General features: G+C 40.0%; 21 protein-coding genes, 1 other RNA gene and 1 CRISPR repeat array. Of the genes, 19 read left to right on the top strand and 3 right to left on the bottom strand.

The annotated features are described in order from the left end of the window. Position 1: 1 nt before the first annotated feature. Positions 2-316: direct repeats of the CRISPR family, unit length 31 nt; unit sequence AACCTATATTACCTCGAGAGGGGACGGAAAC. A gap of 169 nt (positions 317-485) precedes the next feature. The 6 genes from mecA (at position 486) to sufU (ending at position 6,254) form a co-directional block, all read left to right on the top strand. Then, positions 486-1,241: an adaptor protein MecA gene (mecA, locus tag HMPREF3249_RS07640; RefSeq protein WP_059221125.1), complete on the top strand. Its 756-nt coding sequence runs from the start codon at positions 486-488 to the stop codon at positions 1,239-1,241. Next, complete coding sequence (locus HMPREF3249_RS07635; protein ID WP_059221123.1) at positions 1,232-2,398, top strand: glycosyltransferase family 4 protein; 1,167 nt, start codon at positions 1,232-1,234, stop codon at positions 2,396-2,398. The genes mecA and HMPREF3249_RS07635 overlap by 10 nt, the downstream gene beginning before the upstream one ends. A 93-nt stretch (positions 2,399-2,491) precedes the next feature. Further along, the gene (sufC, locus tag HMPREF3249_RS07630; RefSeq protein WP_059221342.1) at positions 2,492-3,262 is read left to right on the top strand and encodes a Fe-S cluster assembly ATPase SufC; all 771 of its coding nucleotides are present in this window, start codon (positions 2,492-2,494) and stop codon (positions 3,260-3,262) included. Between the two features lie 39 nt (positions 3,263-3,301). Next, positions 3,302-4,564: a Fe-S cluster assembly protein SufD gene (sufD, locus tag HMPREF3249_RS07625; RefSeq protein ID WP_059221121.1), complete on the top strand. Its 1,263-nt coding sequence runs from the start codon at positions 3,302-3,304 to the stop codon at positions 4,562-4,564. Positions 4,565-4,579: 15 nt separating this feature from the next. Then, positions 4,580-5,812 carry a cysteine desulfurase gene (locus HMPREF3249_RS07620; RefSeq protein WP_059221119.1) on the top strand — a complete coding sequence of 411 codons (1,233 nt, stop codon included), beginning with the start codon at positions 4,580-4,582 and terminating at the stop codon, positions 5,810-5,812. Further along, a complete protein-coding gene (gene sufU, locus HMPREF3249_RS07615) occupies positions 5,799-6,254 on the top strand; it encodes a Fe-S cluster assembly sulfur transfer protein SufU (protein WP_037607642.1) in 456 nt (151 codons plus the stop codon). The genes HMPREF3249_RS07620 and sufU overlap by 14 nt, the downstream gene beginning before the upstream one ends. A 393-nt stretch (positions 6,255-6,647) precedes the next feature. Here sufU and pbp3 read toward each other — a convergent pair whose 3' ends face one another. After that, entirely contained in the window at positions 6,648-7,883 is a 1,236-nt protein-coding gene (gene pbp3 / locus HMPREF3249_RS07610) for a D-alanyl-D-alanine carboxypeptidase PBP3 (protein ID WP_059221117.1), read from the bottom strand. 157 nt (positions 7,884-8,040) lie between these two features. On the opposite strand from pbp3, the gene HMPREF3249_RS07605 reads away from it, so the two are divergent. The 9 genes from HMPREF3249_RS07605 to pepC all read left to right on the top strand — a co-directional run bounded on the left by HMPREF3249_RS07605 (position 8,041) and on the right by pepC (position 18,160). Beyond that, entirely contained in the window at positions 8,041-9,384 is a 1,344-nt protein-coding gene (locus HMPREF3249_RS07605) for a DEAD/DEAH box helicase (RefSeq protein WP_059221116.1), read from the top strand. Between the two features lie 159 nt (positions 9,385-9,543). Beyond that, positions 9,544-10,353: an amino acid ABC transporter permease gene (locus tag HMPREF3249_RS07600; RefSeq protein ID WP_059221113.1), complete on the top strand. Its 810-nt coding sequence runs from the start codon at positions 9,544-9,546 to the stop codon at positions 10,351-10,353. Continuing rightward, on the top strand, positions 10,353-11,096 hold the full coding sequence (locus tag HMPREF3249_RS07595) for an amino acid ABC transporter ATP-binding protein (protein ID WP_049533534.1): 744 nt from the start codon (positions 10,353-10,355) through the stop codon (positions 11,094-11,096). Before HMPREF3249_RS07600 ends, HMPREF3249_RS07595 begins: the two co-directional genes overlap by 1 nt. Before the next feature lie 110 nt (positions 11,097-11,206). Then, entirely contained in the window at positions 11,207-11,431 is a 225-nt protein-coding gene (locus HMPREF3249_RS07590) for a DUF4059 family protein (RefSeq protein WP_003028431.1), read from the top strand. 63 nt (positions 11,432-11,494) lie between these two features. Beyond that, positions 11,495-12,406 carry a thioredoxin-disulfide reductase gene (gene trxB / locus HMPREF3249_RS07585; protein ID WP_059221112.1) on the top strand — a complete coding sequence of 304 codons (912 nt, stop codon included), beginning with the start codon at positions 11,495-11,497 and terminating at the stop codon, positions 12,404-12,406. Positions 12,407-12,802: 396 nt separating this feature from the next. Further along, positions 12,803-14,179 carry an amino acid permease gene (locus HMPREF3249_RS07580; protein ID WP_049533532.1) on the top strand — a complete coding sequence of 459 codons (1,377 nt, stop codon included), beginning with the start codon at positions 12,803-12,805 and terminating at the stop codon, positions 14,177-14,179. A 214-nt stretch (positions 14,180-14,393) separates the two neighbouring features. After that, complete coding sequence (locus HMPREF3249_RS07575) at positions 14,394-15,854, top strand: nicotinate phosphoribosyltransferase (RefSeq protein WP_059221110.1); 1,461 nt, start codon at positions 14,394-14,396, stop codon at positions 15,852-15,854. Then, positions 15,851-16,675, top strand: a complete 825-nt coding sequence (gene nadE, locus HMPREF3249_RS07570) for an ammonia-dependent NAD(+) synthetase (protein ID WP_059221109.1) — start codon at positions 15,851-15,853, stop codon at positions 16,673-16,675. Before HMPREF3249_RS07575 ends, nadE begins: the two co-directional genes overlap by 4 nt. A gap of 147 nt (positions 16,676-16,822) precedes the next feature. Next, complete coding sequence (gene pepC, locus HMPREF3249_RS07565) at positions 16,823-18,160, top strand: aminopeptidase C (RefSeq protein WP_003028426.1); 1,338 nt, start codon at positions 16,823-16,825, stop codon at positions 18,158-18,160. 196 nt (positions 18,161-18,356) lie between these two features. Here pepC and pbp1a read toward each other — a convergent pair whose 3' ends face one another. Then, positions 18,357-20,537: a penicillin-binding protein PBP1A gene (gene pbp1a, locus HMPREF3249_RS07560; protein ID WP_059221106.1), complete on the bottom strand. Its 2,181-nt coding sequence runs from the start codon at positions 20,535-20,537 to the stop codon at positions 18,357-18,359. Continuing rightward, on the bottom strand, positions 20,530-21,132 hold the full coding sequence (recU, locus tag HMPREF3249_RS07555) for a Holliday junction resolvase RecU (protein ID WP_049533529.1): 603 nt from the start codon (positions 21,130-21,132) through the stop codon (positions 20,530-20,532). The genes pbp1a and recU overlap by 8 nt, the downstream gene beginning before the upstream one ends. A 69-nt stretch (positions 21,133-21,201) precedes the next feature. On the opposite strand from recU, the gene HMPREF3249_RS07550 reads away from it, so the two are divergent. The 4 genes from HMPREF3249_RS07550 (at position 21,202) to HMPREF3249_RS07535 (ending at position 23,728) form a co-directional block, all read left to right on the top strand. Beyond that, on the top strand, positions 21,202-21,729 hold the full coding sequence (locus tag HMPREF3249_RS07550) for an SLOG family protein (protein ID WP_049533528.1): 528 nt from the start codon (positions 21,202-21,204) through the stop codon (positions 21,727-21,729). A 69-nt stretch (positions 21,730-21,798) separates the two neighbouring features. Continuing rightward, positions 21,799-22,140, top strand: coding sequence for a cell division regulator GpsB (gpsB, locus tag HMPREF3249_RS07545; RefSeq protein WP_003036439.1), 342 nt, complete (start codon positions 21,799-21,801; stop codon positions 22,138-22,140). A 13-nt stretch (positions 22,141-22,153) separates the two neighbouring features. After that, an RNA gene (gene rnpB / locus HMPREF3249_RS07540) (RNase P RNA component class B) lies at positions 22,154-22,518 on the top strand. A 55-nt stretch (positions 22,519-22,573) separates the two neighbouring features. Beyond that, the gene (locus tag HMPREF3249_RS07535; RefSeq protein WP_059221104.1) at positions 22,574-23,728 is read left to right on the top strand and encodes a THUMP domain-containing class I SAM-dependent RNA methyltransferase; all 1,155 of its coding nucleotides are present in this window, start codon (positions 22,574-22,576) and stop codon (positions 23,726-23,728) included. Positions 23,729-23,734 lie beyond the last annotated feature (6 nt).

Raw genomic sequence — 23,734 nt, 5'->3', positions numbered from 1 at the left:
TAACCTATATTACCTCGAGAGGGGACGGAAACGCGTCATTTCCATAACGGTCGCCCATGTCATAGTAAGTTAGTAACCTATATTACCTCGAGAGGGGACGGAAACAGATAGAATAGAATAAGCAATCCGCTCTCCTTCAGTTAGTAACCTATATTACCTCGAGAGGGGACGGAAACTGTCAAGCTTCTACCATCTGCATTTGTGAGTTGGTTAGTAACCTATATTACCTCGAGAGGGGACGGAAACCCTGGTGTGTGAATCAAAACTTTGTTTGACTTAGTTAGTAACCCATATTACCTCGAGAGGGGACAAAATAGATAAAAATCGCTCTAGTGGGCGCTTTTTGTTATTTTGAAGTTCAAAAGTTCTTGAGGCAAAATGTCTCTTAGAAGTTTGAATTGCAAAAGAAGACAAAGGCTATCTATTTTTTGTAAAAAATCCGAAATTTTAGTATAATAAAAAGACTAGAAGTATGAGGTAATGCTATGGAAATGAAGCAAATTAGTGATACAACGATTAAGATCACAATAAAATTAGAAGATTTAGAAGAACATGGAATGGAGATGTCAGATTTTCTTGTTCCGCAAGAAAAGACAGAAGAGTTTTTCTATGCAATTTTAGATGAGTTGGAAATGCCAGAGAGTTTTTTGGATAGCGGTATGCTCAGTTTTCGTGTAACTCCTAAACCAGACCGACTGGACGTGTTTGTCACCAAGTCTAAGATTGATAAGAATCTGAACTTCGAGGATTTGGCGGATTTGCCAGATGTAGAAGAGCTGTCTCAAATGTCTCCAGATGAATTTTTAAAGACATTAGAAAAAAATATTTTTGAGAAAAGCAAAGACGATATTGAAGCTGTTCGTTCTTTGGAAACGGCGGAAGCAGACGATAACACAAGCACTTCTGATATGGAAGAACAGGAGGAAAATAGTGACGAGCTAACGCAAAAATATATCTATTACATTTTGAAATTTTCCAGCCTGAAAGAAGCGATTGTTTTTTCTAAGACAGTAGATTATACTGTTAACACTTCGGAGTTGTACAAAATGGACGACCATTATTATTTGACAATCTTGGTTGATATTGAAGGACAGCCTAAGCGTTATCCAGCTTGGCTTTTGGCTTCTATGCGTGAACATGCAGAAGACACAGATGTGACAAGAGCTGTTTTGCAAGAGCATGGTTATTTATTACTTGTCAACGAGGCGGTTGCTAGTCTTCAAAAGGTTAAATGCTCATGATTCCTTTCCCTTTAAAATTCATTTTGGTGTTGCTTGGGACCTTTTTTATTGGTGTAGTTCTCACACCTTTAGTGCGTCTATTGGCATTTAAGATAGGCGCGGTTGATTATCCCAATGCTCGAAGAATCAACAAAAAACCAATGCCAAGCAGCGGAGGTTTAGCGATTGTTATTTCTTTCTCGGTTGCTACACTTGTTTTTATGCCGATGATTGTGCAAGCGACCTTTCATGGAAAGGGTTATTTTGATTATATTTGGCCGGTTGTCTCAGGCGGCGGCATCATTGCTTTAACAGGGCTTATTGATGATGTGAAAGAGTTGAAGCCTTTAGCAAAGATGTCAGGAATTGTGTTGGCTGCCAGTTTGATTTGGTTATTGACTGATTTCCGTTTGAATCATTTTAAAATTCCTTTTGGCGGACCACTATTGCACTTTGCCCCTTGGTTATCTTTTATTTTGACGGTTATCTGGATTATTTCGATTACCAATGCCGTCAATTTGATTGACGGGTTAGACGGATTAGTGAGTGGTGTATCGATTATTTCGCTGGTGACAATGGGGATCGTTTCCTACTTTTTCTTGCCAGATCACAATGTTTTTCTAACCTTAACTATTTTCGTCTTGGTCATGTCTATTGCAGGCTTTTTCCCTTATAATTATCATCCAGCTATTATTTATCTAGGAGATACAGGAGCGCTGTTTATCGGTTTTATGATTGCGGTTTTATCACTTCAAGGTTTGAAGAATGCGACAGCTGTCGCTGTGATTACTCCGATGATTATTCTGGGAGTGCCGATTACAGACACATTTTTAGCGATTGTGCGTAGAACTTTATCTGGGCAAAAGTTTTACACACCAGACAAGCGACATCTTCATCATCGGCTGTTATCCTTGGGCTTAACACATCGTGGGACAGTCTTGGTTATTTATGGCATTTCTATGATTTTTGCCATGATTTCTCTTTTGCTAAATGTTTCGAGCCGTATCGGTGGGACGCTGTTAATTATTGGACTACTTTTTGGAGTGGAACTTTTGGTAGAACTAATTGGTGTTCTGGGTCAAAATCGGACACCACTCCTTAATGTTCTTCGGTTCATTGGAAATTCTGCTTATCGAGAAGAAATTCGTACAAAATTCAGGAATAGAAGAAAGAAATAGAATCTTAAATTAAAACAAAATAAAAGCCTTTTTGGCTTTTTTTTTGCTATACTTATAAGGTATATTATGGTTACAAAGAAAGGAAAAATTACCATGTCTGTCTTAGAAATCAAGGATCTCCACGTAGAAATTGAAGGAAAGAAAATCTTAAAAGGAGTCAATCTGACTCTTAAAACAGGAGAAATTGCCGCCATTATGGGTCCAAACGGTACGGGGAAATCCACCTTATCAGCAGCGATTATGGGAAATCCGAATTACGAGGTAACCGAGGGAGAAGTTCTCTTTGACGGTGTCAATATCTTAGAATTGGATGTGGACGAACGAGCTCGCATGGGGCTTTTTCTGGCTATGCAGTACCCAAGTGAAATTCCAGGCATTACCAATGCAGAATTTTTGCGAGCAGCTATGAATGCAAGTAAAGAAGACGACGAAAAAATCTCTGTTCGTGATTTTATCATGAAATTGGACGAAAAGATGGAATTGCTGAATATGAAAGAGGAAATGGCCGAGCGTTATCTGAATGAAGGCTTTTCTGGCGGTGAAAAGAAACGCAATGAAATCTTGCAATTGTTGATGCTAGAGCCAACTTTTGCGCTACTGGATGAAATTGACTCTGGACTAGATATTGATGCGTTGAAAGTGGTGTCTAAGGGCGTCAATGCTATGCGTGGTGAACATTTTGGTGCTATGATTATTACGCACTATCAACGTCTGTTGAATTATATTACGCCTGATGTGGTCCATATCATGATGGATGGGCGTGTAGTTGCTTCTGGTGGTCCGGAATTAGCTGTTCGTTTGGAGCAGGAAGGTTATGCCAAATTGGCTGAAGAACTTGGTTTTGATTACCAAGAAGAAGTCTAGTCAACCTTTCTTTTTACTTAGAAAAGATAGGAGAATGAAATGACAAAAGAAACCATTAAACATTTTTCACAAATGCATGCGGAGCCTGAGTGGTTGGCAAATCTCCGTCAAGCTGCTTTTGATAAAATAGATAAGTTGGAACTGCCTGTTATTGAGCGTGTGAAATTTCATCGTTGGAATTTGGGAGACGGCACGCTGTCAGAAAGTGAGGCTCTTGCAAATGTGCCTGATTTTACAGCACTGAATGACCATTTGACATTGGTTCAGGTTGGGACGCAGACTGTTTTAGAGCAATTGCCGGCTGACTTAGCGGAGCAGGGCGTTGTCTTCACAGACTTTTATTCTGCTCTTGAGGAAATTCCAGAAATCATTGAGAAACATTTTATGTCTGCTGTTAAATATGACGAAGATAAGCTAGCAGCTTATCATACAGCTTATTTCAATAGTGGAGCGGTGCTATATATTCCGGATAATGTTGAAATTAATCAGCCTATTGAAGGCATTTTTTACCAAGACAGTGAAAGTGATGTGCCATTTAACAAGCATATTCTGATTATTGCAGGGAAGCATGCCAAGTTTACCTATTTGGAGCGTCTGGAGACTTATGGCTCTGGGACTGTTCCCGTGACTGCGAATATCACGGTGGAAGTGATTGCACAGGCTGGTGCTCAGATTAAGTTCTCAGCTATTGACCGTCTGGGGGAAAATGTGACAGCTTATATCAGTCGTCGGGGCAAGTTGGACGATGATTCAATGATTGACTGGGCAATCGGAGTCATGAATGAAGGCAATGTGATTGCTGATTTTGACAGTGATTTGTTTGGTCGTGGCAGTCATGCGGATATGAAAGTGGTGGCTCTCTCTCGTGGTAGACAGATACAAGGGATTGACAGTCGCGTCACCAACTACGGTTGCAATTCAATCGGCAATATCCTCCAACATGGAGTTATTTTGGAAAAGGGAACTTTGACCTTCAATGGTATTGGACACATTATTAAGGGAGCTAAGGGAGCAGATGCTCAACAGGAAAGTCGAGTACTGATGCTATCTGATCAAGCACGTTCAGATGCCAATCCTATTCTTTTGATTGATGAAAATGATGTCACAGCAGGGCATGCGGCTTCTATCGGTCAGGTAGATCCAGAAGATATGTACTATCTCATGAGTCGGGGACTGGATAAGGCAACTGCAGAACGATTGGTCGTGCGTGGATTCTTAGGATCTGTTATTGTTGAAATTCCAGTTAAAGAAGTCCGTGCTGAGATGATTGAAAATATTGATGAAATTTTGGCTAAGAAATAAAAGATAGGAAAAGAAATGTCTAAACTTGATGTAGAAATCCTTCGGAGGGATTTTCCAATTTTGGATCAAATCGTCAATGATGAGCCTTTGGTTTATTTGGACAATGCGGCTACAACCCAAAAGCCTACGCAGATATTAGAGGCGATTGCAGCTTATTACGAAAAAGACAATGCCAATGTTCATCGTGGTGTTCACACACTAGCAGAACGGGCAACGGCAGCTTATGAAGCTGCGCGGGAACGAGTGCGCTCCTTTATCCATGCCGCTTCGACGAAAGAAGTTCTCTTTACGAGAGGAACGACGACTAGTCTCAATTGGGTGGCGCGCTATGCTGAAAATGTCTTGCAGCCAGGTGACGAAGTGCTGATTTCCGTTATGGAACATCATTCCAATATCATTCCTTGGCAGGAAGCCTGTAAGAAGACAGGTGCTAGATTGATTTATGCTTATCTGAAAGACGGCATGTTAGATCTCGCTGACTTTCGGTCGAAATTGACTGAAAAGACGCGATTTGTTGCTTTGGCGCATGTTTCTAATGTACTAGGTGTGGTGAATCCCATAAAAGAAATAGCAGACTTAGTGCATCAGGCAAATGCTCTTTTAGTGGTGGACGGAGCTCAATCAGTCCCTCACATGAAGATTGATGTACAAGACTTGGACGTTGATTTCTTTGCATTTTCAGGTCACAAGATGCTAGGTCCGACTGGTATCGGTGTTCTCTATGGCAAAGAAGAGCTACTTGAGCGAATGTCGCCTGTCGAATTTGGTGGGGAAATGATTGATTTTGTCTATGAACAAGAAGCGACATGGAAAGAGTTGCCTTGGAAGTCTGAAGCAGGCACACCCAATATAGCTGGTGCTATAGGTCTAGCTGCCGCCATTGACTATCTGGACAAGATTGGAATGGAAACAGTTCATCAGTATGAGCAAGAATTGATAGCTTACGCATTTCCAAAATTACAAGCTGTTGAGGGGCTTACCATTTATGGTTCGGAGGACTTGACTCAGCGGTCGGGTGTTATTTCTTTTAATCTAGCTGGGCTTCACCCTCATGATGTAGCAACAGCTCTGGACTATGAAGGCGTGGCTGTACGGGCTGGACATCACTGTGCTCAACCTTTGTTGAGTTACCTAGGAGTAGCAGCAACTGTTCGGGCTAGCTTTTATCTGTATAATACCAAAGCCGATTGTGATAAGCTTGTTGAAGCTTTGCAGAAAACAAAGGAGTTTTTCAATGGCACTTTCTAAACTAAATAGCCTTTATAAAGCAGTTGTGACGGACCATTCAGCTCACCCTCATCATCAAGGTCGATTGGAGGGCGTAGAACAAGTTAGTCTCAACAATCCTACGTGCGGTGATGTCATCAGCTTGTCGGTTCAATTTGATGAGCAGGGCGTGATTGAAGATATTGCCTTTGTGAATTCTGGCTGCAGTATTTCTACAGCTTCAGCCAGTATGATGACGGATGTAGTCCTAGGGAAGACGAAGGATGAAGCGCTAGCTTTGGCAGAAATTTTCTCCCAAATGGTTCAAGGTAAGGAAGATAAGCAGCAACAGGAGCTAGGAGACGCAGCTTTTTTAGCTGGTGTTGCTAAGTTCCCTCAACGCATCAAATGCTCAACCTTAGGTTGGAACGCTCTTAAAAAGGCGATTGAGGAAGCTGGAAATTCTGAAAAGTTGAGTAAATGAAGCTAAAATAAATAAGCTGAGACAAAAGTGCTCAGCTTTCTTTGTTTATATCGTTAGCATTACAGACGCAGTAGCTAATTGCTCAAAGCACTGCGTTGAGGTTACGGATAGAGCTTGAAAAGCAAGTCTCAAGGCGATTCGCTTTTCAAGCTTGGAAGAGTACTTTTGACGAAAACTTTGTTTTCTTTATCTGCCACCTCGACAGTCTCTCAGGGTGTTGAGCAACCTTGTGGGAATGAGCTATAATATGTTGCTATATCAACTTTTACAGCCCATTTTGTCATCAAGTTACATTTGCTTTCCAACTGCAAAAGGTTTCTCAAGTCTTTCGAGCTATGTGGAGATGAACGATGAAATCAAGCATCTACGAATACTGATTTTTATTTTGCTCGTTTATAATTTTTCATTGACATATTGGACGAATTCATTCCACCATGATTTGAGGAAGAAAGGACGACCAATTTTCTCTGCTGAAAGCATGGAAATAGTTGGTGGTTTCTTGTCAAGATAGCCTTTTCCAATCAAATCATTATCAGTATAGGTCAATTTCCCAACAACGACACCCTTTTTTAAAGGAGTGGGATAACCGTTTTTATCAGTTGAAAAATGGACAGTCGGTTTTTTATGATTGTATCTCCGCACAATGGTGAGTTTTTCACTAGCAACAGCAGTGACTTCATCTTTTTGCCCGTTAATGACGCGGGCAGAGCTTTTATTGTAGGCTTCGCCTTTTTTCACAAGAGTTTGGACTGTGAATTGTTGATAAATATAGGTCATAAATCTAGAGGTAGCCGTAAAGCGGGCATCCTCATCTGCATGATTAACATTGAGGAGAACCGTAATCAAACGCATTCCTCTTTGCTGGATTGTTCCGACAAAGGAAGAGCCTCCTTTATCAGAAGTTCCAGTCTTGAGGCCATCTACTCCAGCTCGAAAGGCGGGCATGTTTTTGAGCATGTGGTTGGACGATGTAAGCGTCATGCCTGCAAAGTTAGACGTAGCTTTTTGGGTGATTTCTAGAACTTCTGGGTAATCAAGGATTAAACGCCGAGCAATAATTGCAACATCGTGGGCGCTCATTTTATTTTCGTCTTCTTTTCCTGAACCCGGATAAATATGTTCTTCTCCTAAAACAGAATTATTCAGTCCAGAAGCATTAACGATAGTAGCATCTTTGATTCCCCATTGCTGCAATTTAGCTTTCATCAAGTCAACAAATTTTTTCTCACTGCCAGCGACTTTTTCAGCTAAGGCAATCGCGGGGCTATTGGCACTTGCTATTAAAGAAGTTTCTAACAGTTCTTCGACAGTATATTTTCTAGCTTCCAAAGGAACGTTACTGGCGTCTGGATTAACGGTTAGTTGATAAGGATAGTCAGAAATATCTACTGAAGTTTGTAAAGTGAATTTTCCTTGATGAATCGCTTCATAGACTAAATAGGCTGTTAGTAGTTTAGTAATAGAAGCAATTTCAACTGGCTGATTAGCATCTTTTTCATACAAAATTTTTCCGGTTGCAACGTCAACTGCGATAGCATGCTTAGCACCTACTTCAAAGTTGTCCGCTAAAGCTGTAGGAGCTAGGAAGATCAAGAGAGTCGTTACAAGAGTAATAATAAATTTTTTCATGGTCATCCCTTTTTTGTAAACTTATTATTATTGTATCATAAAATAAGGAGAGCTTCATAGAAAAGAGAGGAAATAAGAAGAGAAAAACATGATTCATTTTTATTTTTAAAGCAAGTTCTGGTATAATAGATAGAATAAGAGACGAATAGAGGAAAACATGAAATTTACAGAATTTAAGTTTAAAGATTATATCCAAGAGGCACTCAAGGATTTGAACTTTGTTGAGGCAACAGAAGTCCAGGAAAAACTCATTCCGGTTGTGCTTGCTGGTCGTAACTTGGTGGGAGAGTCCAAAACAGGTTCAGGGAAAACCCACACTTTCTTACTGCCGATTTTTCAAAAGCTGAATGAAGATGCAGATAGTGTTCAGGTTGTCATTACCGCCCCTAGTCGTGAGCTGGCTAGGCAGATTTATCAGGCTGCGCGTCAAATTGCTGCTTTTTCTGATAAAGAAATCCGAGTGGCTCATTACGTTGGTGGAACTGATAAAAATCGTCAGATTGGGAAATTGAGTTCCAGTCAGCCGCACATTGTCATTGGTACGCCGGGACGTATTTATGATTTGGTTGAATCTGGTGACTTAGTCATTCATAAGGCGCATACTTTTGTCGTTGACGAAGCTGATATGACACTTGATATGGGATTTTTAATGACGGTGGATAAGATTGCATCCAGTTTGCCGAAGGATTTGCAATTTCTAGTCTTTTCTGCGACCATTCCGCAAAAATTGCAGCCATTTTTAAAAAAATATCTATCCAACCCGGTCATTGAGCAAATCAAAATCAAAACGGTTATTTCAGATACTATTGAAAATTGGCTGATTTCAACAAAAGGACGTGATAAGAATGCGCAAATTTATAAAATCACACAGCTCCTACAGCCTTATCTAGCTATGATTTTTGTCAATACTAAGACACGAGCGGATGAATTGCATAGCTATCTGACAGCGCAAGGTCTCAAAGTAGCAAAGATTCATGGGGATATTGCACCGCGGGAGCGAAAACGGATTATGAATCAGGTGAAGAACCTAGATTTTGAATACATTGTTGCGACAGATTTAGCTGCGCGGGGAATTGATATTGAAGGCGTTAGTCATGTCATCAATGATGCGATTCCGCAAGATTTGTCCTTCTTCGTTCACCGAGTGGGACGAACTGGCAGAAATGGTCTACCGGGAACAGCCATTACACTTTATCAACCGAGCGATGATTCAGATATTCGTGAGCTGGAAAAATTGGGCATTCACTTCATTCCCAAGATGATTAAAAACGGAGAATTTCAAGATACCTATGACCGCGATCGTCGTGCCAATCGTGAAAAAACGCAGGAAAAATTGGACACGGAAATGATTGGTCTGGTTAAAAAGAAAAAGAAGAAAGTCAAACCGGGCTATAAGAAGAAAATCCAGTGGGCTGTCAATGAAAAACGTCGAAAAACGAAGCGAGCTGAAAATCGAGCACGCGGTCGTGCAGAAAGAAAAGCCAAACGTCAACAGTTTTAGTCTTAAAATTTCTTTATCACTCCCATAAATAAAAACAATTATTCTTTAGAGAACGAATGTGATAGACTAGTCTTGCTAGTCTATTTTTATCGTAGCAAATAATTGGTAAAATAAAAAAATTGTGATAGAATTAGACATTATCGAGAAAGGGAAGTTACTATGATTGTTACAACAGTGATTTTAGCCTCTAATTGGTATCAAGAATTGGTTCAGAAGATTCCAGACGGACAGCTTTTTAGCTGGCGATCTGTGTTTGACGGACTACCCAGAATTATTGAAAAATTACCGACAACTTTGCTATTGACTTTGGGAGGAGCTTTTTTTGGCTTGATTTTGGCTCTTATTTTTGCTATTGTCAAAATCAACCGTGTGAAAGTTTTGTATCCTTTGCAGGCTTTTTTCGTTAGTTTCTTGCGAGGGACACCAGTGCTTGTTCAGCTCATGCTGACTTATTATGGGATTCCTTTGCTTCTGAAGGCCATCAACTTGCGATTTGGAACGGGCCTGAATATCAATGCTATTCCAGCCTATCTATTTGCCATTGTAGCTTTTGCTTTTAATGAAGCGGCTTACGCTAGTGAAACCATTCGAGCGGCGATTTTGTCTGTTGATGCTGGAGAAATTGAAGCAGCTCGTAGTTTGGGAATGACAAACGGACAGGTTTACCGCCGTGTTATTATCCCCAATGCAGCTGTGGTTGCCACACCGACCTTGATTAACTCTTTGATTGGCTTGACCAAGGGAACTTCTCTGGCTTTTAGTGCAGGAGTTGTTGAGATTTTTGCTCAAGCGCAGATTTTGGGTGGTGCAGATTACCGTTACTTTGAGCGCTTTATCTCAGTTGCTCTTGTCTATTGGGGCGTGAATATTGTGATTGAAGCACTTGGGCGGTTTATCGAAAAGAGAATGGCGATTGAAGTGCCTGATAATCTCAATCCACAAATACAGGCGAAAGGAGATGTTCGATAATGATTCGTATTTCAAATCTCAGCAAATCCTTTTCTGGACAAATGGTTTTAAACAATCTTAGTTTAGAGATTCAAAAAGGAGAAGTAGTTGCTTTAATTGGCTCATCTGGTGCGGGAAAATCTACTTTCTTACGCAGCTTGAATTATCTGGAACAGCCGGACAGCGGCACGATTGCCATTGATGATTTTACTGTCGATTTTTCTAAGATTAGCAAGGAAGAAATCCTAACCTTGCGACGAAAGTTAGCTATGGTGTTTCAGCAGTTTAATCTCTTTGAGCGCCGAACGGCTTTGGACAATGTCAAAGAAGGTTTATTGATTGTAAAAAAATTCTCAGACCAAGAAGCAACGAGTCTTGCCAAAGAAGAATTGGCAAAAGTTGGTCTGTCAGACCGTGAAAATCACTATCCGCGTCATTTGTCAGGTGGACAAAAACAGCGTGTTGCTTTGGCGCGTGCGCTTGCGATGAAGCCAGATGTTCTGCTTTTAGACGAGCCAACATCAGCACTTGATCCTGAATTGGTAGGGGAAGTTGAAAAATCCATTGCAGATGCAGCCAAGGCTGGTCAGACCATGATTTTAGTCAGCCATGACATGTCTTTTGTTTCGCAAGTGGCAGATAAAGTGCTGTTTTTGGATAAGGGACACATTATCGAAACAGGCACTCCTGATGAAATAATGAACCGCCCTAAAGAAGAACGCACAAAAGAATTTTTTGCCAGTTACAAACGGACATATATTTGATATAATAGAAAAAGAAGCCCAGTTGGCCTTGCTAGCTGGGTTTATTTTCAAGTTTGCGGCATTTGTTTTGAATGCCTTCAATTATAAAGTTATGAAATAGGGGAGTGGCTATGCTGTCTCAAGTTTTTTTACTCTATCTAGAGAGTTTACTGATTACGGCGCTATTGGTGGGGAGTTTTCTCGGATTATGGATTGGGCTTCGTGCTGTTCGACGTGTTGATAAAACAATCAAAGAGCGACAAGCTCATCTGTATGATATGCTATTGATTGCAGTGATGACGATTCCGATTTTATCCTTTGCAATGATGGGGATTCTGCTTATCCTCAGAGCATAATGTTTGAAAAAAGAGCTTAATAACGTTAGAATAACAGTGATTACAATAAAGGAAGTAAATTTTATGTACGACACAATTATTATTGGAGCTGGACCAGCAGGCATGACAGCTGCGCTTTATGCTGCTAGAAGTAATCTCAAAGTTGGTCTTTTAGAAAGAGGCATCCCCGGTGGCCAAATGAACAATACCTCAGATATTGAAAATTATCCCGGTTATGCTAATATCAGTGGTCCAGAGCTAGCCGAAAAAATGTTTGAACCGCTCGAAAATTTGGGAGTGGAGCATTTGTTTGGCTCTGTTGAAAAAATCGAAGATCAAGGAGCAATAAAAAAAGTCTTTACAGAAGATGAGGTTTTTGAAACGAAGACACTTATTATTGCGACTGGTGCCTTTCACCGTCATCTAGGAGTACCTGGTGAAGAAGAATTAAACAGCCGTGGGGTTTCTTATTGTGCAGTCTGTGACGGCGCCTTTTTCCGAGATGAAGACCTACTTGTCGTGGGTGGAGGCGACTCTGCGGTAGAAGAAGCGATCTTTTTGACTCGTTTTGCAAAAACGGTGACCATTGTTCATCGGCGTGATGAATTGCGAGCCCAAAAGTTACTGCAAGAACGTGCATTTGCCAATGAAAAGATTCATTTTATCTGGGACTCAGTGGTAAAAGAAATCAAAGGTGACAACCGCGTTAGCAGCATTGTGGTAGAGAATGTCAAAACAGGTGAAGTGTCGGAGCGTAAATTTGGCGGTGTCTTTATTTATGTTGGTTTAGACCCAGTTAGTGAGTTTGCCAAATATTTGGGCATTACCAATGAAGCAGGCTGGATTGTAACCGATAATCATATGGAAACGGCTATTTCTGGCATCTATGCTATTGGAGATGCTCGCGAAAAAGACCTTCGCCAAGTAACGACAGCTGTTGGTGACGGGGCAGTCGCAGGGCAAGAAGTCTACAAGTATATCACAGAGAATTTTTAGAGCGAAAGACCAAAATCGTCTTGAAAATTTTTAATTCATAGTCTCAGCCACGCAAGGCTTCTCAGTAGTCTCTCAGACTGTTTAGGTTGTGGATAAAAAACGAAGTATTTGACAAAGGCATTCTTTCGAACTTGCTTCGCAAGTCCTATTTGCCACCTCAAAGACGTGCTTTGAGCAATCAGCTATTGCGTCGCTGGTTTATTGTACTATATACATTGGAGCTGGAGACTTTCATCCCAGCTTCTTTTTGTTTAATAAAAATACAGTGATGCATTGGAGAATTAGGAAAGGAAAAGGTTCTTTTGATTTGTTCAATTCTCGTGCCCTCATAAATGACTAGTGAAATTATCAGAATTGTGGTACAATGGAAAAGTTCATGTGAAAAGGAGGCTTCGTATGAGTGAAAAGAATTCTGAAAATAATAAGAATAAAATGGAACGTGGCTTAAAAAATCGTCATGTCCAAATCATTGCTATTGCTGGGACAATTGGAACGGGGCTCTTTTTGGGAGCAGGACGTTCGATTAGTTTGACAGGGCCATCTATTATCCTCATTTACATGTTGACCGGCGTCTTTATGTATTTGATGATGCGGGCGATTGGAGAGATGTTGTATTATGATCCAGACCAGCACACATTTATCAACTTCATTACCAAGTATCTTGGGAATGGCTGGGGCTATTTTTCCGGTTGGTCCTATTGGATTTCCCTCATTTTTATCGGTATGGCAGAAATCACGGCAGTTGCACAGTACGTCCAATTTTGGTTTCCGACTTGGCCAGCATGGTTGATTCAAATCGTCTTCCTTGCCGTTTTGAGTATGGTCAATCTGATTGCAGTCCGAGTCTTTGGTGAAGTTGAATTTTGGTTTGCTATGGTTAAGATTGTAGCGATTATTGCTTTGATTGTGACAGCGATTTTTATGGTGTTGACAGGCTTTAAAACGCCCAATGGTGTAGCCAGCATCAGCAATATCAGTCAAAATTTCCAATTATTTCCTAATGGTTTTATGAGTTTTGTCATGGGCTTTCAAATGGTCTTCTTTGCTTATCAAGCTATTGAATTTATTGGAATCACAACGTCTGAAACAGCCAATCCTCGGCAGGTATTGCCAAAGGCTATTAAAGAAATCCCCTTGCGGATCGTTCTTTTCTACGGAGGCTCTCTGCTTGCAATTATGGCGATTATCCCTTGGCGGGATTTGGCAACCACAGATTCCCCCTTTGTGATTGTTTTCAAGTTGGCAGGTCTCAAATGGGCTGCAGCTTTGATTAACTTTGTTGTATTGACTTCAGCTGCTTCAGCTTTGAATTCTACTCTGTATTCGACTGGGCGTCATTTGTATCAAATTGCACATGATTCACCTAATCGCTTTTTGAATGGAATCGGTGCTGGGAAATTATCCAGACAAAATGTTCCGCAAAACGCTATTTTGACCTCAGCGGTAGTAATTGCATTAGCTGCTTTTATTCAGGTGTTACCAGGAGTATCAGACTCCTTTGCTTTGATTACTGCTTCTTCATCAGGAGTTTATATTGCTATCTATGCACTTACTATGATTGCTCACCTGAAATACAGAAAATCAAAAGAATTTATGGCAGATGGCTATCTAATGCCAGCCTATAAGTTTCTCAATCCTCTTACTTTGTTCTTCTTTGCCTTTGTATTTATAACCCTCTTTTTACAAAAATCAACCGTTGTAGGAGCGATCGGTTCAGCTATTTGGATACTTGTATTTGGTATTTATAGCCAATTGAAATTTAAGAATAAATAATAATATAATAAAACCAAGGATAAATTTGCGACTTTTTAAAGTTGTACCCAATGCACCTTGGTTTTTAAGATGTTTTAAAACTGAAAATTTAAACACCGCAATACAACGGAAAACTTGAGAATAGTTATTTAAACACCTAAAGTTGAACAAGATTTCCTCTTGCTTGTTTGATTTGTGGTATAATAAGTGAAAATACATCTTATAAGGAGTCGTTATGTATCCAGATGATAGTTTAACCTTGCATACGGATTTGTATCAAATTAACATGATGCAAGTTTATTTTAGAAGAAATATTCATAATAAACGTGCTGTTTTTGAAGTTTATTTTCGGAAAGAGCCTTTTCATAGTGGCTATGCAGTTTTTGCTGGCTTGGAGCGGATGGTTCATTATTTAAATCATTTGACATTTTCAGATAGTGATATTGTCTATCTTCGTTCTCTTGACTATGATGAAGAATTTTTAGACTATTTAGCAAATTTAAAATTGGAATTAACAGTGCGGTCTGCACAAGAGGGAGATTTGGTCTTTGCGAATGAACCCATTGTTCAAGTAGAAGGTCCCCTTGCTCAATGTCAATTAGTGGAAACCGCCTTATTAAACATTGTCAACTATCAAACCTTGGTAGCGACAAAAGCAGCTCGGATTCGCTCAGTTATCGAAGATGAGCCTTTAATGGAATTTGGTACACGTCGAGCACAGGAAATGGATGCGGCTATCTGGGGAACTCGTGCGGCAGTGATTGGTGGAGCAAATGGAACCAGTAATGTTCGGGCTGGAAAACTCTTTGATATTCCAGTCTTAGGAACGCATGCTCATGCTCTCGTTCAAGTTTATGGAAATGACTATGAAGCTTTTAAGGCATATGCTGAAACGCACCATGACTGTGTTTTCTTGGTGGATACCTATGATACATTCCGTCTCGGTGTGCCTGCAGCGATTCAAGTAGCGCGTGAAATGGGGGATAAAATCAATTTCCTTGGAGTGCGGATTGACTCAGGGGATTTGGCTTATATTTCTAAAAAAGTCCGCCAGCAGTTGGATGAAGCTGGTTTTCCAAATGCTAAAATCTATGCTTCTAACGACTTGGATGAAAATACAATCCTCAACTTAAAAATGCAAAAGGCCAAGATTGATGTGTGGGGCGTTGGAACTAAGCTCATCACGGCTTATGACCAACCAGCACTGGGAGCCGTTTATAAGATTGTGGCTATTGAAGATGAACATGGTAATTTGCGTAATACGATTAAGCTCTCTAATAATGTGGAAAAAGTATCAACGCCGGGTAAAAAACAAGTTTGGCGGATTACTAGCCGTGCAAAAGGCAAGTCAGAAGGAGACTATATTACTTATGACGGCGTAGATGTAAATGCTATTGCCGAGTTAGAAATGTTTCACCCAACTTACACCTACATCAATAAAACAGTGACAAATTTTGATGCAGTGCCTCTTTTGGTAGATGTTTTTAAACAAGGCCAACTCGTATACCAATTGCCAACCTTAACAGAAATCCAAACATATGCTCGCAAAGAGTTTGATAAGTTGTGGGATGAATACAAACGGGTTCTCAATCCACAAGATTATCCTGTGGATTTGGCACGTGATGTATGGCAAGATAAGGTGGATTTGATTGATCGAATGCGCAAAAAAGCAAGCCAAATGGGAGAGACAAAATGACCTTACAGGAAACGATTGTCCAGCAATTAGGTGTGAAACCTGTCATTGATCCACGAGAAGAAATCCGTAAATCCATTGATTTTTTAAAGGATTATTTAAAAAAACATTCCTTTTTGAAAACCTATGTTTTGGGAATTTCGGGCGGACAAGATTCCACTTTAGCAGGACGTTTGGCGCAATTAGCAATAGAGGAAATGCGAGCTGAGACTGGCGATGCTAGCTATCAATTTATCGCAGTACGTTTACCATATGGAGTGCAGGCTGACGAAGCTGATGCCCAAAGAGCGCTCGCTTTTATCCAACCAGATGTCAGCCTTGTGGTTAACATCAAAGAAAGTGCAGACGCTATGACAAAAGCGGTTGAGGCTACAGGAGCAACTGTCTCAGACTTCAATAAAGGCAATATTAAAGCTCGTAGTCGCATGATTGCGCAATACGCTTTAGCAGGCTCTTATAAAGGAGCAGTGGTTGGAACGGATCATGCCGCAGAAAACGTCACAGGATTCTTTACGAAATTTGGTGATGGTGGTGCAGACATTCTGCCCCTTTATCGTCTCAATAAACGGCAAGGTAAGCAACTGTTGGCTGCCTTGGGCGCTGATCCTGCCCTCTATGAGAAAGTACCGACTGCGGATCTGGAAGAGGAAAAGCCAGGCATTGCAGATGAAGTCGCTCTCGGTGTCACTTATAACGAAATTGATGACTATTTGGAAGGTAAGACCATTTCTGACCAAACGAAAGCAAGGATTGAATCTTGGTGGCATAAAGGGGAGCATAAACGCCATTTGCCGATTACAATCTTCGATGATTTTTGGAAATAAGCAGGAGAATTGTTCTGACTCACGTTTTTTAGAATACGAAGACTACTAAAATTAGTTGTATAACAAAAAGTTAGGTGCGCCTAACTTTTTGTTTGAAGAATTTTGAAAATAAGCTATAATAGTGTTTAGAATTAGAAGGAGGTATCTATGAATTCTATAGATCAACAATTTACAGATAAATTATATGCAAATTATGAAGCAACTGCTAAGTATGCTGCAATTGAAAATGCAGTTAGCCACAATGGTTTATTAACATCGCTTGAAAAGCGCAGTAGTGCGATTGAAAACAATCCTGTGTTTTCTATTGACTTAACCAAAGATAAAGTCAGCAATCAAAAAGCATCTGGACGTTGCTGGATGTTTGCAGCACTCAATACTTTCCGTCATAAAATGATTGCAGGCTTTCAATTGGAAGAATTTGAATTGTCGCAAGCACATACATTCTTTTGGGATAAATATGAAAAATCCAACTGGTTCTTAGAGCAAGTCTTAGCAACAGCTGACCAAGACTTAACTAGCCGCAAAGTGAAATTCCTCTTAGATACGCCTCAACAAGACGGCGGACAATGGGATATGGTTGTGGCACTTTTTGAAAAATATGGAGTTGTTCCAAAATCAGTTTACCCAGAATCCATTTCATCTAGCAATAGTCGTGAGCTCAACCAATATCTCAATAAATTACTCCGTCAAGATGCACAAATCTTGCGTGACTTGGTTACTAGTGGAGCAGACACAGTAGCTGTCCAAGCTAAGAAAGAAGAGCTTTTGCAAGAAATCTTTAATTTCTTAGCAATGTCACTTGGACTTCCACCTCGTACTTTTGATTTTGCTTATCGTGATAAAGACAACAATTTCCACAGTGAAAATGGCTTAACACCACAAGCATTTTACAAAAAATACGTGGATCTTCAATTAGATGATTACGTTTCAATCATCAATGCTCCTACAACTGACAAACCGTACGGTAAATCTTACACTGTTGAGATGTTAGGAAATGTCGTAGGAGCGCGCGATGTCCGTTATTTGAATGTTAATATGGAGCGTTTGAAAGAGCTGGCTATTGCTCAAATGCAGGCTGGAGAAACTGTTTGGTTTGGTTCTGATGTCGGTCAATCTAGCAACCGCAAAGCAGGCGTTATGGTTAACGATATGTACGATTTCACATCAAGCATGGATATTGAATTGACACAAGATAAAGCGGGACGTTTGGATTACAGCGAAAGTCTCATGACCCATGCTATGGTCTTGACGGGTGTTGATTTGGATGAAAATGGAAAATCAACAAAATGGAAAGTGGAAAATTCTTGGGGAGATAAAGTTGGAGACAAAGGTTATTTTGTTGCCAGTGATGACTGGATGGACGAATACACTTATCAAATCGTTGTCCGCAAAGAATTTTTAACGGCTGAAGAATTAGCTGCTTATGAAGCAGAACCAAAAGTACTTGCTCCGTGGGATCCAATGGGAGCTTTGGCTAGCAAATAATAAGAATTAAAAAGAAGCGAGATAAAACTTTTAATCTTGCTTCAAAAGACTCTGCAAGAGAATGAAATATTAAAAACACGAGCAATCAAGACCAGTAAATAACTGGCTATAAGATTGTTCGTGTTTTTTAATTTTTACAAAACTCTGATTTGAAGGTGTTAACTTCTAAACGGCTTGGCTTTCAGAAACTTCTTCATTATCGATTTCGTGCGGGAGGAGTTTCCGAATTTCTACTGTTATTAGGAGAATTTGTAGATGTGGAAGCACTGGGTTCCGTACTTGATGAAGAACTGCTTGATGAAGAACTACTTGATGACTCTTGAGTAGAGCTTTCTTGACTATTTGAAGATGTAGACGATTCTTCTAAGATAGAACTTGAAGTAGAATTATAATAATTTTGTTGATATCTATTAGTTGCATTGGCTAAAAAGACATAATTTCCGCTACGATAAAGGCCGCTAGGCATTTCCCAGTCTTCTGTCCCACTTTCAGACAAGTAAGACATCATCGCACGGTAAACATCTGTTGCAACTTTCACACCGTCATCCAGAACAGGAGTAAGACGATTAGTGTAACCTGTCCATACCGCCATTGAATATTTCTGCGTATAACCAACAAAGAGTTCATCAGGAGTCACAACACTAGAGCCACCATAAGGCTTCGTTAGTTTCGCCAATTCATCATCGGAATAGTTGGAAGTTCCTGTTTTACCAGCTTGATAGACACCAGATATAGCTGCATTGGTCCCAGTACCAGATGTAAGAACTGTTTTCAGCATATTTGTCATCATGTAAGCTGTTGTTTCTTTCATTGCGGTTGTACCTTGATTAGAGAAATCTTTTGAGGTTCCATCGCTAAAGACAACACGGCTGACATATTGTGGTTTGTAATAAGTTCCACCATTTGCAAAAGCAGCATAGGCAGCAGCCATTTTTTCACTGCTGGCACCATATTTTCGATCGGATTTTGTCGTGTTACTTGAAATGGCATTTGCATATACCATATCTGGATAATTAATGCCCAGTCCGCTTAGGAATTTCTTAGACTTGCTGAGTCCGACAGCTTCTAACGTCTTGACAGCTGGAACGTTCCGAGACTCTTGAAGTGCATACTGAATGGTGATGTTTCCAAAATAGCGCATATCCCAGTTGTAGACTGGAGTAGTTGTTCCAGGATAATTATAAGGAGCATCACTAATATAAGCAGCCGTAGAAGTGTAAATGCCATTTTCAATGGCTGGAGCGTAATCCGTGATCGGTTTCATGGTTGATCCCCAGTCGCGATTGGTTTCAACTGCTTGGTTAGTACCAAAAGAAACATTTGAAGCTTGATTTCGGGCTCCTAGTTGAGCAATTACCTTACCAGTTGTAGCATCTATAATGGTAGAAGCTACTTGTAGTTCATCATCTGGATAAGCAACATATTCATTGCTATTATAAATATTCCAAAGGCGCTCTTGAGCTGCTCTGTTTACGTTTGTATAGACTTCCATTCCCGTCGTCAGCAAGTTATAACCCGTTTCTTCTTGGACTTGCTCAATAACTTGCTTTAAGTAGTTATCCATGTAAGCAGGATAAGAAGCTGAATTTTTTAAGCTTTGCAGACCATCTGTGACGGGTGTATTGACTGCTTTTTCATATTGCTCAGCAGAGATGTATTTGAGTTTATACATTTCTGACAATACAAGATTGCGACGATTTTTAGCAGCTTCTGGTTTTGTATAAGGGTCGTATTGGTTTGGTGCCTGAGGCATCCCCGCCAATAAAGCAGTTTGAGCTAAGCTCAAATCTTTCAAATCTTTGCCGTAATAACTTTTAGCAGCTGTTTGCATACCGTAGTTACCATTTGACATGTAGACCTTGTTTACATAATACGTGATAATTTCTTGCTTAGTGGCTTTCCGCTCTAATTGAACTGCTAACCAGGCTTCTTGAATTTTCCGTGATAGTGTTTGGTCGGCACTTGAAGTGGAGAAGTAGGTCAGTTTAATCAACTGTTGCGTCAACGTTGACCCTCCTTGTCGATTTCCTCTGCGCAGATTATTCAAGAAAGCACCAAAAATACGAACAGAGTCCACGCCGCGATGATTGAAGAAACGGTGGTCTTCAATTGCAACGATAGCTCGTACTAAGTCAGTTGGAATATCACTTGTTGCCGCATTGACCCTTTTTTCAGAACCTAAGTCAGCAATAAGATTGTTTTCACTATCATAGATTTTACTGGAAGTTGTGGCGACTAGTTTCTTTTCTGACAAGGCAGGTGCCTTGTGAACTTGATAGAGAAGAATTCCTCCACCAGCTACAACTCCAAGCATAAATAATGTAATGAGACCGATAGCTACATATTTTGCAGCTGTCAGTAAAGATTGCTTATTCATTTATTTTACCACCTAGTAAATTTTGTTGAATGATTTCAAGATAGGGAATGCTAGGAAGACCATTCTGTGAGATAGAATATCCATGCTTTTGAATGTAGTCAAGCGGCATGGACTTTTTCCCTTTGTCAATCTTGAAAAAGTTAATTAAATAAGGAGCAGGAAGCAGATATGTCGATTTTAAGGCTGAAAAGTGCAATAAAACGAAACAAATTCCTCCTTGTTTGACGACTTGTTCCATGTGCTTGATTTGATGAGCATGAAAATTTTTCATCGGCATGGAAGCCTTTTGATGTGTTTCTTTTGCTTCAAAATCTATATAATGTCCTTGATAGACACCAGAATAGTCTGTTGTAGAGGCTTGTCGAAAGTAGGCTTCAACAATTTTTGCCCGACTACGTCTGGGATAATCCACTTTTACAATCTGAATAGGGGTTGGTTTCTTGTGAATGACCGCTAAATCGTGACTAAGATAATAATCATTCGTTTCATTGATCATTTTTTCAAACGACATTCCCCGATTCGCAAAGTCAACGGACTTCTTTTTGGGAAGTCTTAATGGATTTCGAGAGGAAACTTTATGTGGATAGTTGACCATATATCTCCTTATTGGTACAATAACATCACTCTATTATAACATAAAAAAGGAAATAAAGGGATAATTTAAGTGGTTAGCGTATTAATAGTAGGTTATCGGAATTTTGATTTGGGAATTTTTAATGACAAAGACCCTCGAATCAAGATTATTAAAAAAGCCATTCAGCGTGATTTGACGCGTTTATTGGAAGAAGGTGCGGAGTGGCTGATTTTCACTGGGAACTTAGGTTTTGAAGTTTGGGCACTAGAGGTTGCAAAAAAATTGCAGCAAGATTACGATTTTCAAATTGCGACGATTTTTACTTTTGAGAATCAAGGTGAAAACTGGGATGAAGCCAATCAAGAAAAATTAAGTCGTTTTAAACAGGTGGATTTTGTTAAATACGCCTATCCTCATTATGAAAATCCCAGCCAATTTCGTGATTACAATCACTTTCTACTCAGTAATACAGACGGGGCTTATATTTTTTACGATGAAGAAAATGAAACAAATTTAAAATATCTTTACCAAATGATGAAGAAACAAGAACAATACTTTATCAAACAATTAACATTTGATGACTTGAATGAGGTCGCAGAAAATTTTTCCGAAAATTAGATGTTTAACCTTGATTTTTGCGGTTCATTTTTTATATAATTAAAGTAATGAACGAGAATGGAGAGAGAAATGGCTAGTATTATTTACACACCGAAAGATATTTTTGATCAAGATTTTAAAGTTGGCGTCCGTGGATATAGTAAGGTTGAAGTGGACGAATTTTTAGATGATGTCATTAAAGATTACGAAACGTATGCTGCTTTGGTAAAGGAACTGCGTGAAGAAAATGCTCGTTTGAAAGCAGAACTCGCTAAAAAGTCAAATGAGGCGGCAACTTCACCTTTGACGCAATCTATCATGGAAACCCCTCAAGTGGCATCTGCTACGCTGACAAATTTTGATATTTTAAAACGCTTAAATCGTTTGGAAAAAGAAGTATTCGGCAAGCAAATCTTAAATAACGAAATTTAATAAGTAATGTGCAATTTTTGGATAATCGCGTGAAGAGTCGTCTTTTCATGAGGAAAGTCCATGCTAGCACGGGCTGTGATGCCCGTAGTGTTTGTGCTAGGTGAAACAATAAGCCTAGGGACGAGAAATCGTTACGGCGGACGAAACAGCTACGTCTCTGGATATGCTGGAATAGTCCTGAAAGTGCCACAGTGACGTAGTTTTTGTGGAAACACAAGAAGTGGAACGCGGTAAACCCCTCAAGCTAGCAACCCAAACTTTGGTCGGGGCACGGAATGCGTGGAAACGAACGCAGCATTCTGACTGGAAACAGTAGACAGATGATTATCGAAGGAAATGATACCTAGTTATTTCTGGAACAAAACATGGCTTATAGAAAGTTGCATATAGGTTTAGCTAGCGTATTATGCTAGCTTTTATTTTGAGAGGACGAATGAAAACAAAATTTAAGTTGATTGCGACTGCTGCGGCTGGTTTAGAGGCTGTGGTTGGTCGTGAAATCAGAAATCTTGGCTTAGAATGTCAAGTGGAAAATGGGCGCGTGCGTTTTGACGGAACTGTTGAAACCATTATTGAAACTAATCTCTGGTTGCGTGCAGCAGACCGCATTAAGATTGTTGTTGGCAGTTTTCCGGCTAAGACCTTTGAGGAATTATTCCAGAGTGTTTTTGCTTTGGATTGGGAAAACTATTTACCGCTTGGAGCAAAATTTCCAATTGCCAAGGCAAAATGTGTCAAATCAAAACTTCACAATGAACCAAGTGTGCAAGCTATTTCTAAAAAAGCAGTAGTCAAAAAGTTGCAAAAGCACTATGCTCGACCAGAGGGTGTTCCCCTAATGGAAAATGGAGCTGAGTTCAAGATTGAAGTTTCTATTTTGAAAGACGTGGCAACTGTTTTAATCGATACGACAGGCTCTAGTCTCTTTAAACGTGGCTATCGGGCTGAAAAAGGTGGCGCACCGATTAAAGAAAATATGACGGCTGCGATTTTGCTCTTGTCCAATTGGTATCCAGATAAGCCTTTGATTGATCCAACCTGTGGTTCAGGAACTTTCTGTATTGAAGCAGCTATGATTGGCATGAATATAGCACCGGGGCTTCATCGCCATTTTGCGTTTGAAGAGTGGAATTGGGTTGACTCAGACTTGATTAGGCATGTTCGCGCTAGAGCTTTAGGACAGATTAAGCAAGACATTCAGCTTGATATTTTAGGGACTGATATTGATGCACGGATGGTGGAGATTGCTAAACGAAATGCCGAAGAAGCAGGTGTTTCTGAGCAGATTGTTTTCAAGCAAATGCGCTTGCAAGATTTGCATACAGACAAGATAAATGGTGTCATTGTTTCCAATCCCCCTTATGGAGAGAGGTTGCTGGATGATGATGCTGTAACCAAGCTTTATCAAGAAATGGGGCAGACTTTTGCGCCACTAAAGACGTGGAGTAAGTTTATCTTGACGAGTGATGAAGCATTTGAAGCAAAATTTGGTAGTCAAGCCGATAAAAAACGCAAACTCTATAACGGGACTTTAAAAGTTGATTTGTACCAATATTTTGGTCAGAGAGTCAAACGCCAAATAGATTAGAAAGGA

It is taken from the genome of Streptococcus sp. HMSC36C04 (genome assembly GCF_001839535.1).
GTDB classification, from domain to species: Bacteria; Bacillota; Bacilli; order Lactobacillales; family Streptococcaceae; genus Streptococcus; species Streptococcus hominis.
Note: the sequence above shows the minus strand (reverse complement) of the source record. Positions and strands in the feature narration are given on the sequence as shown.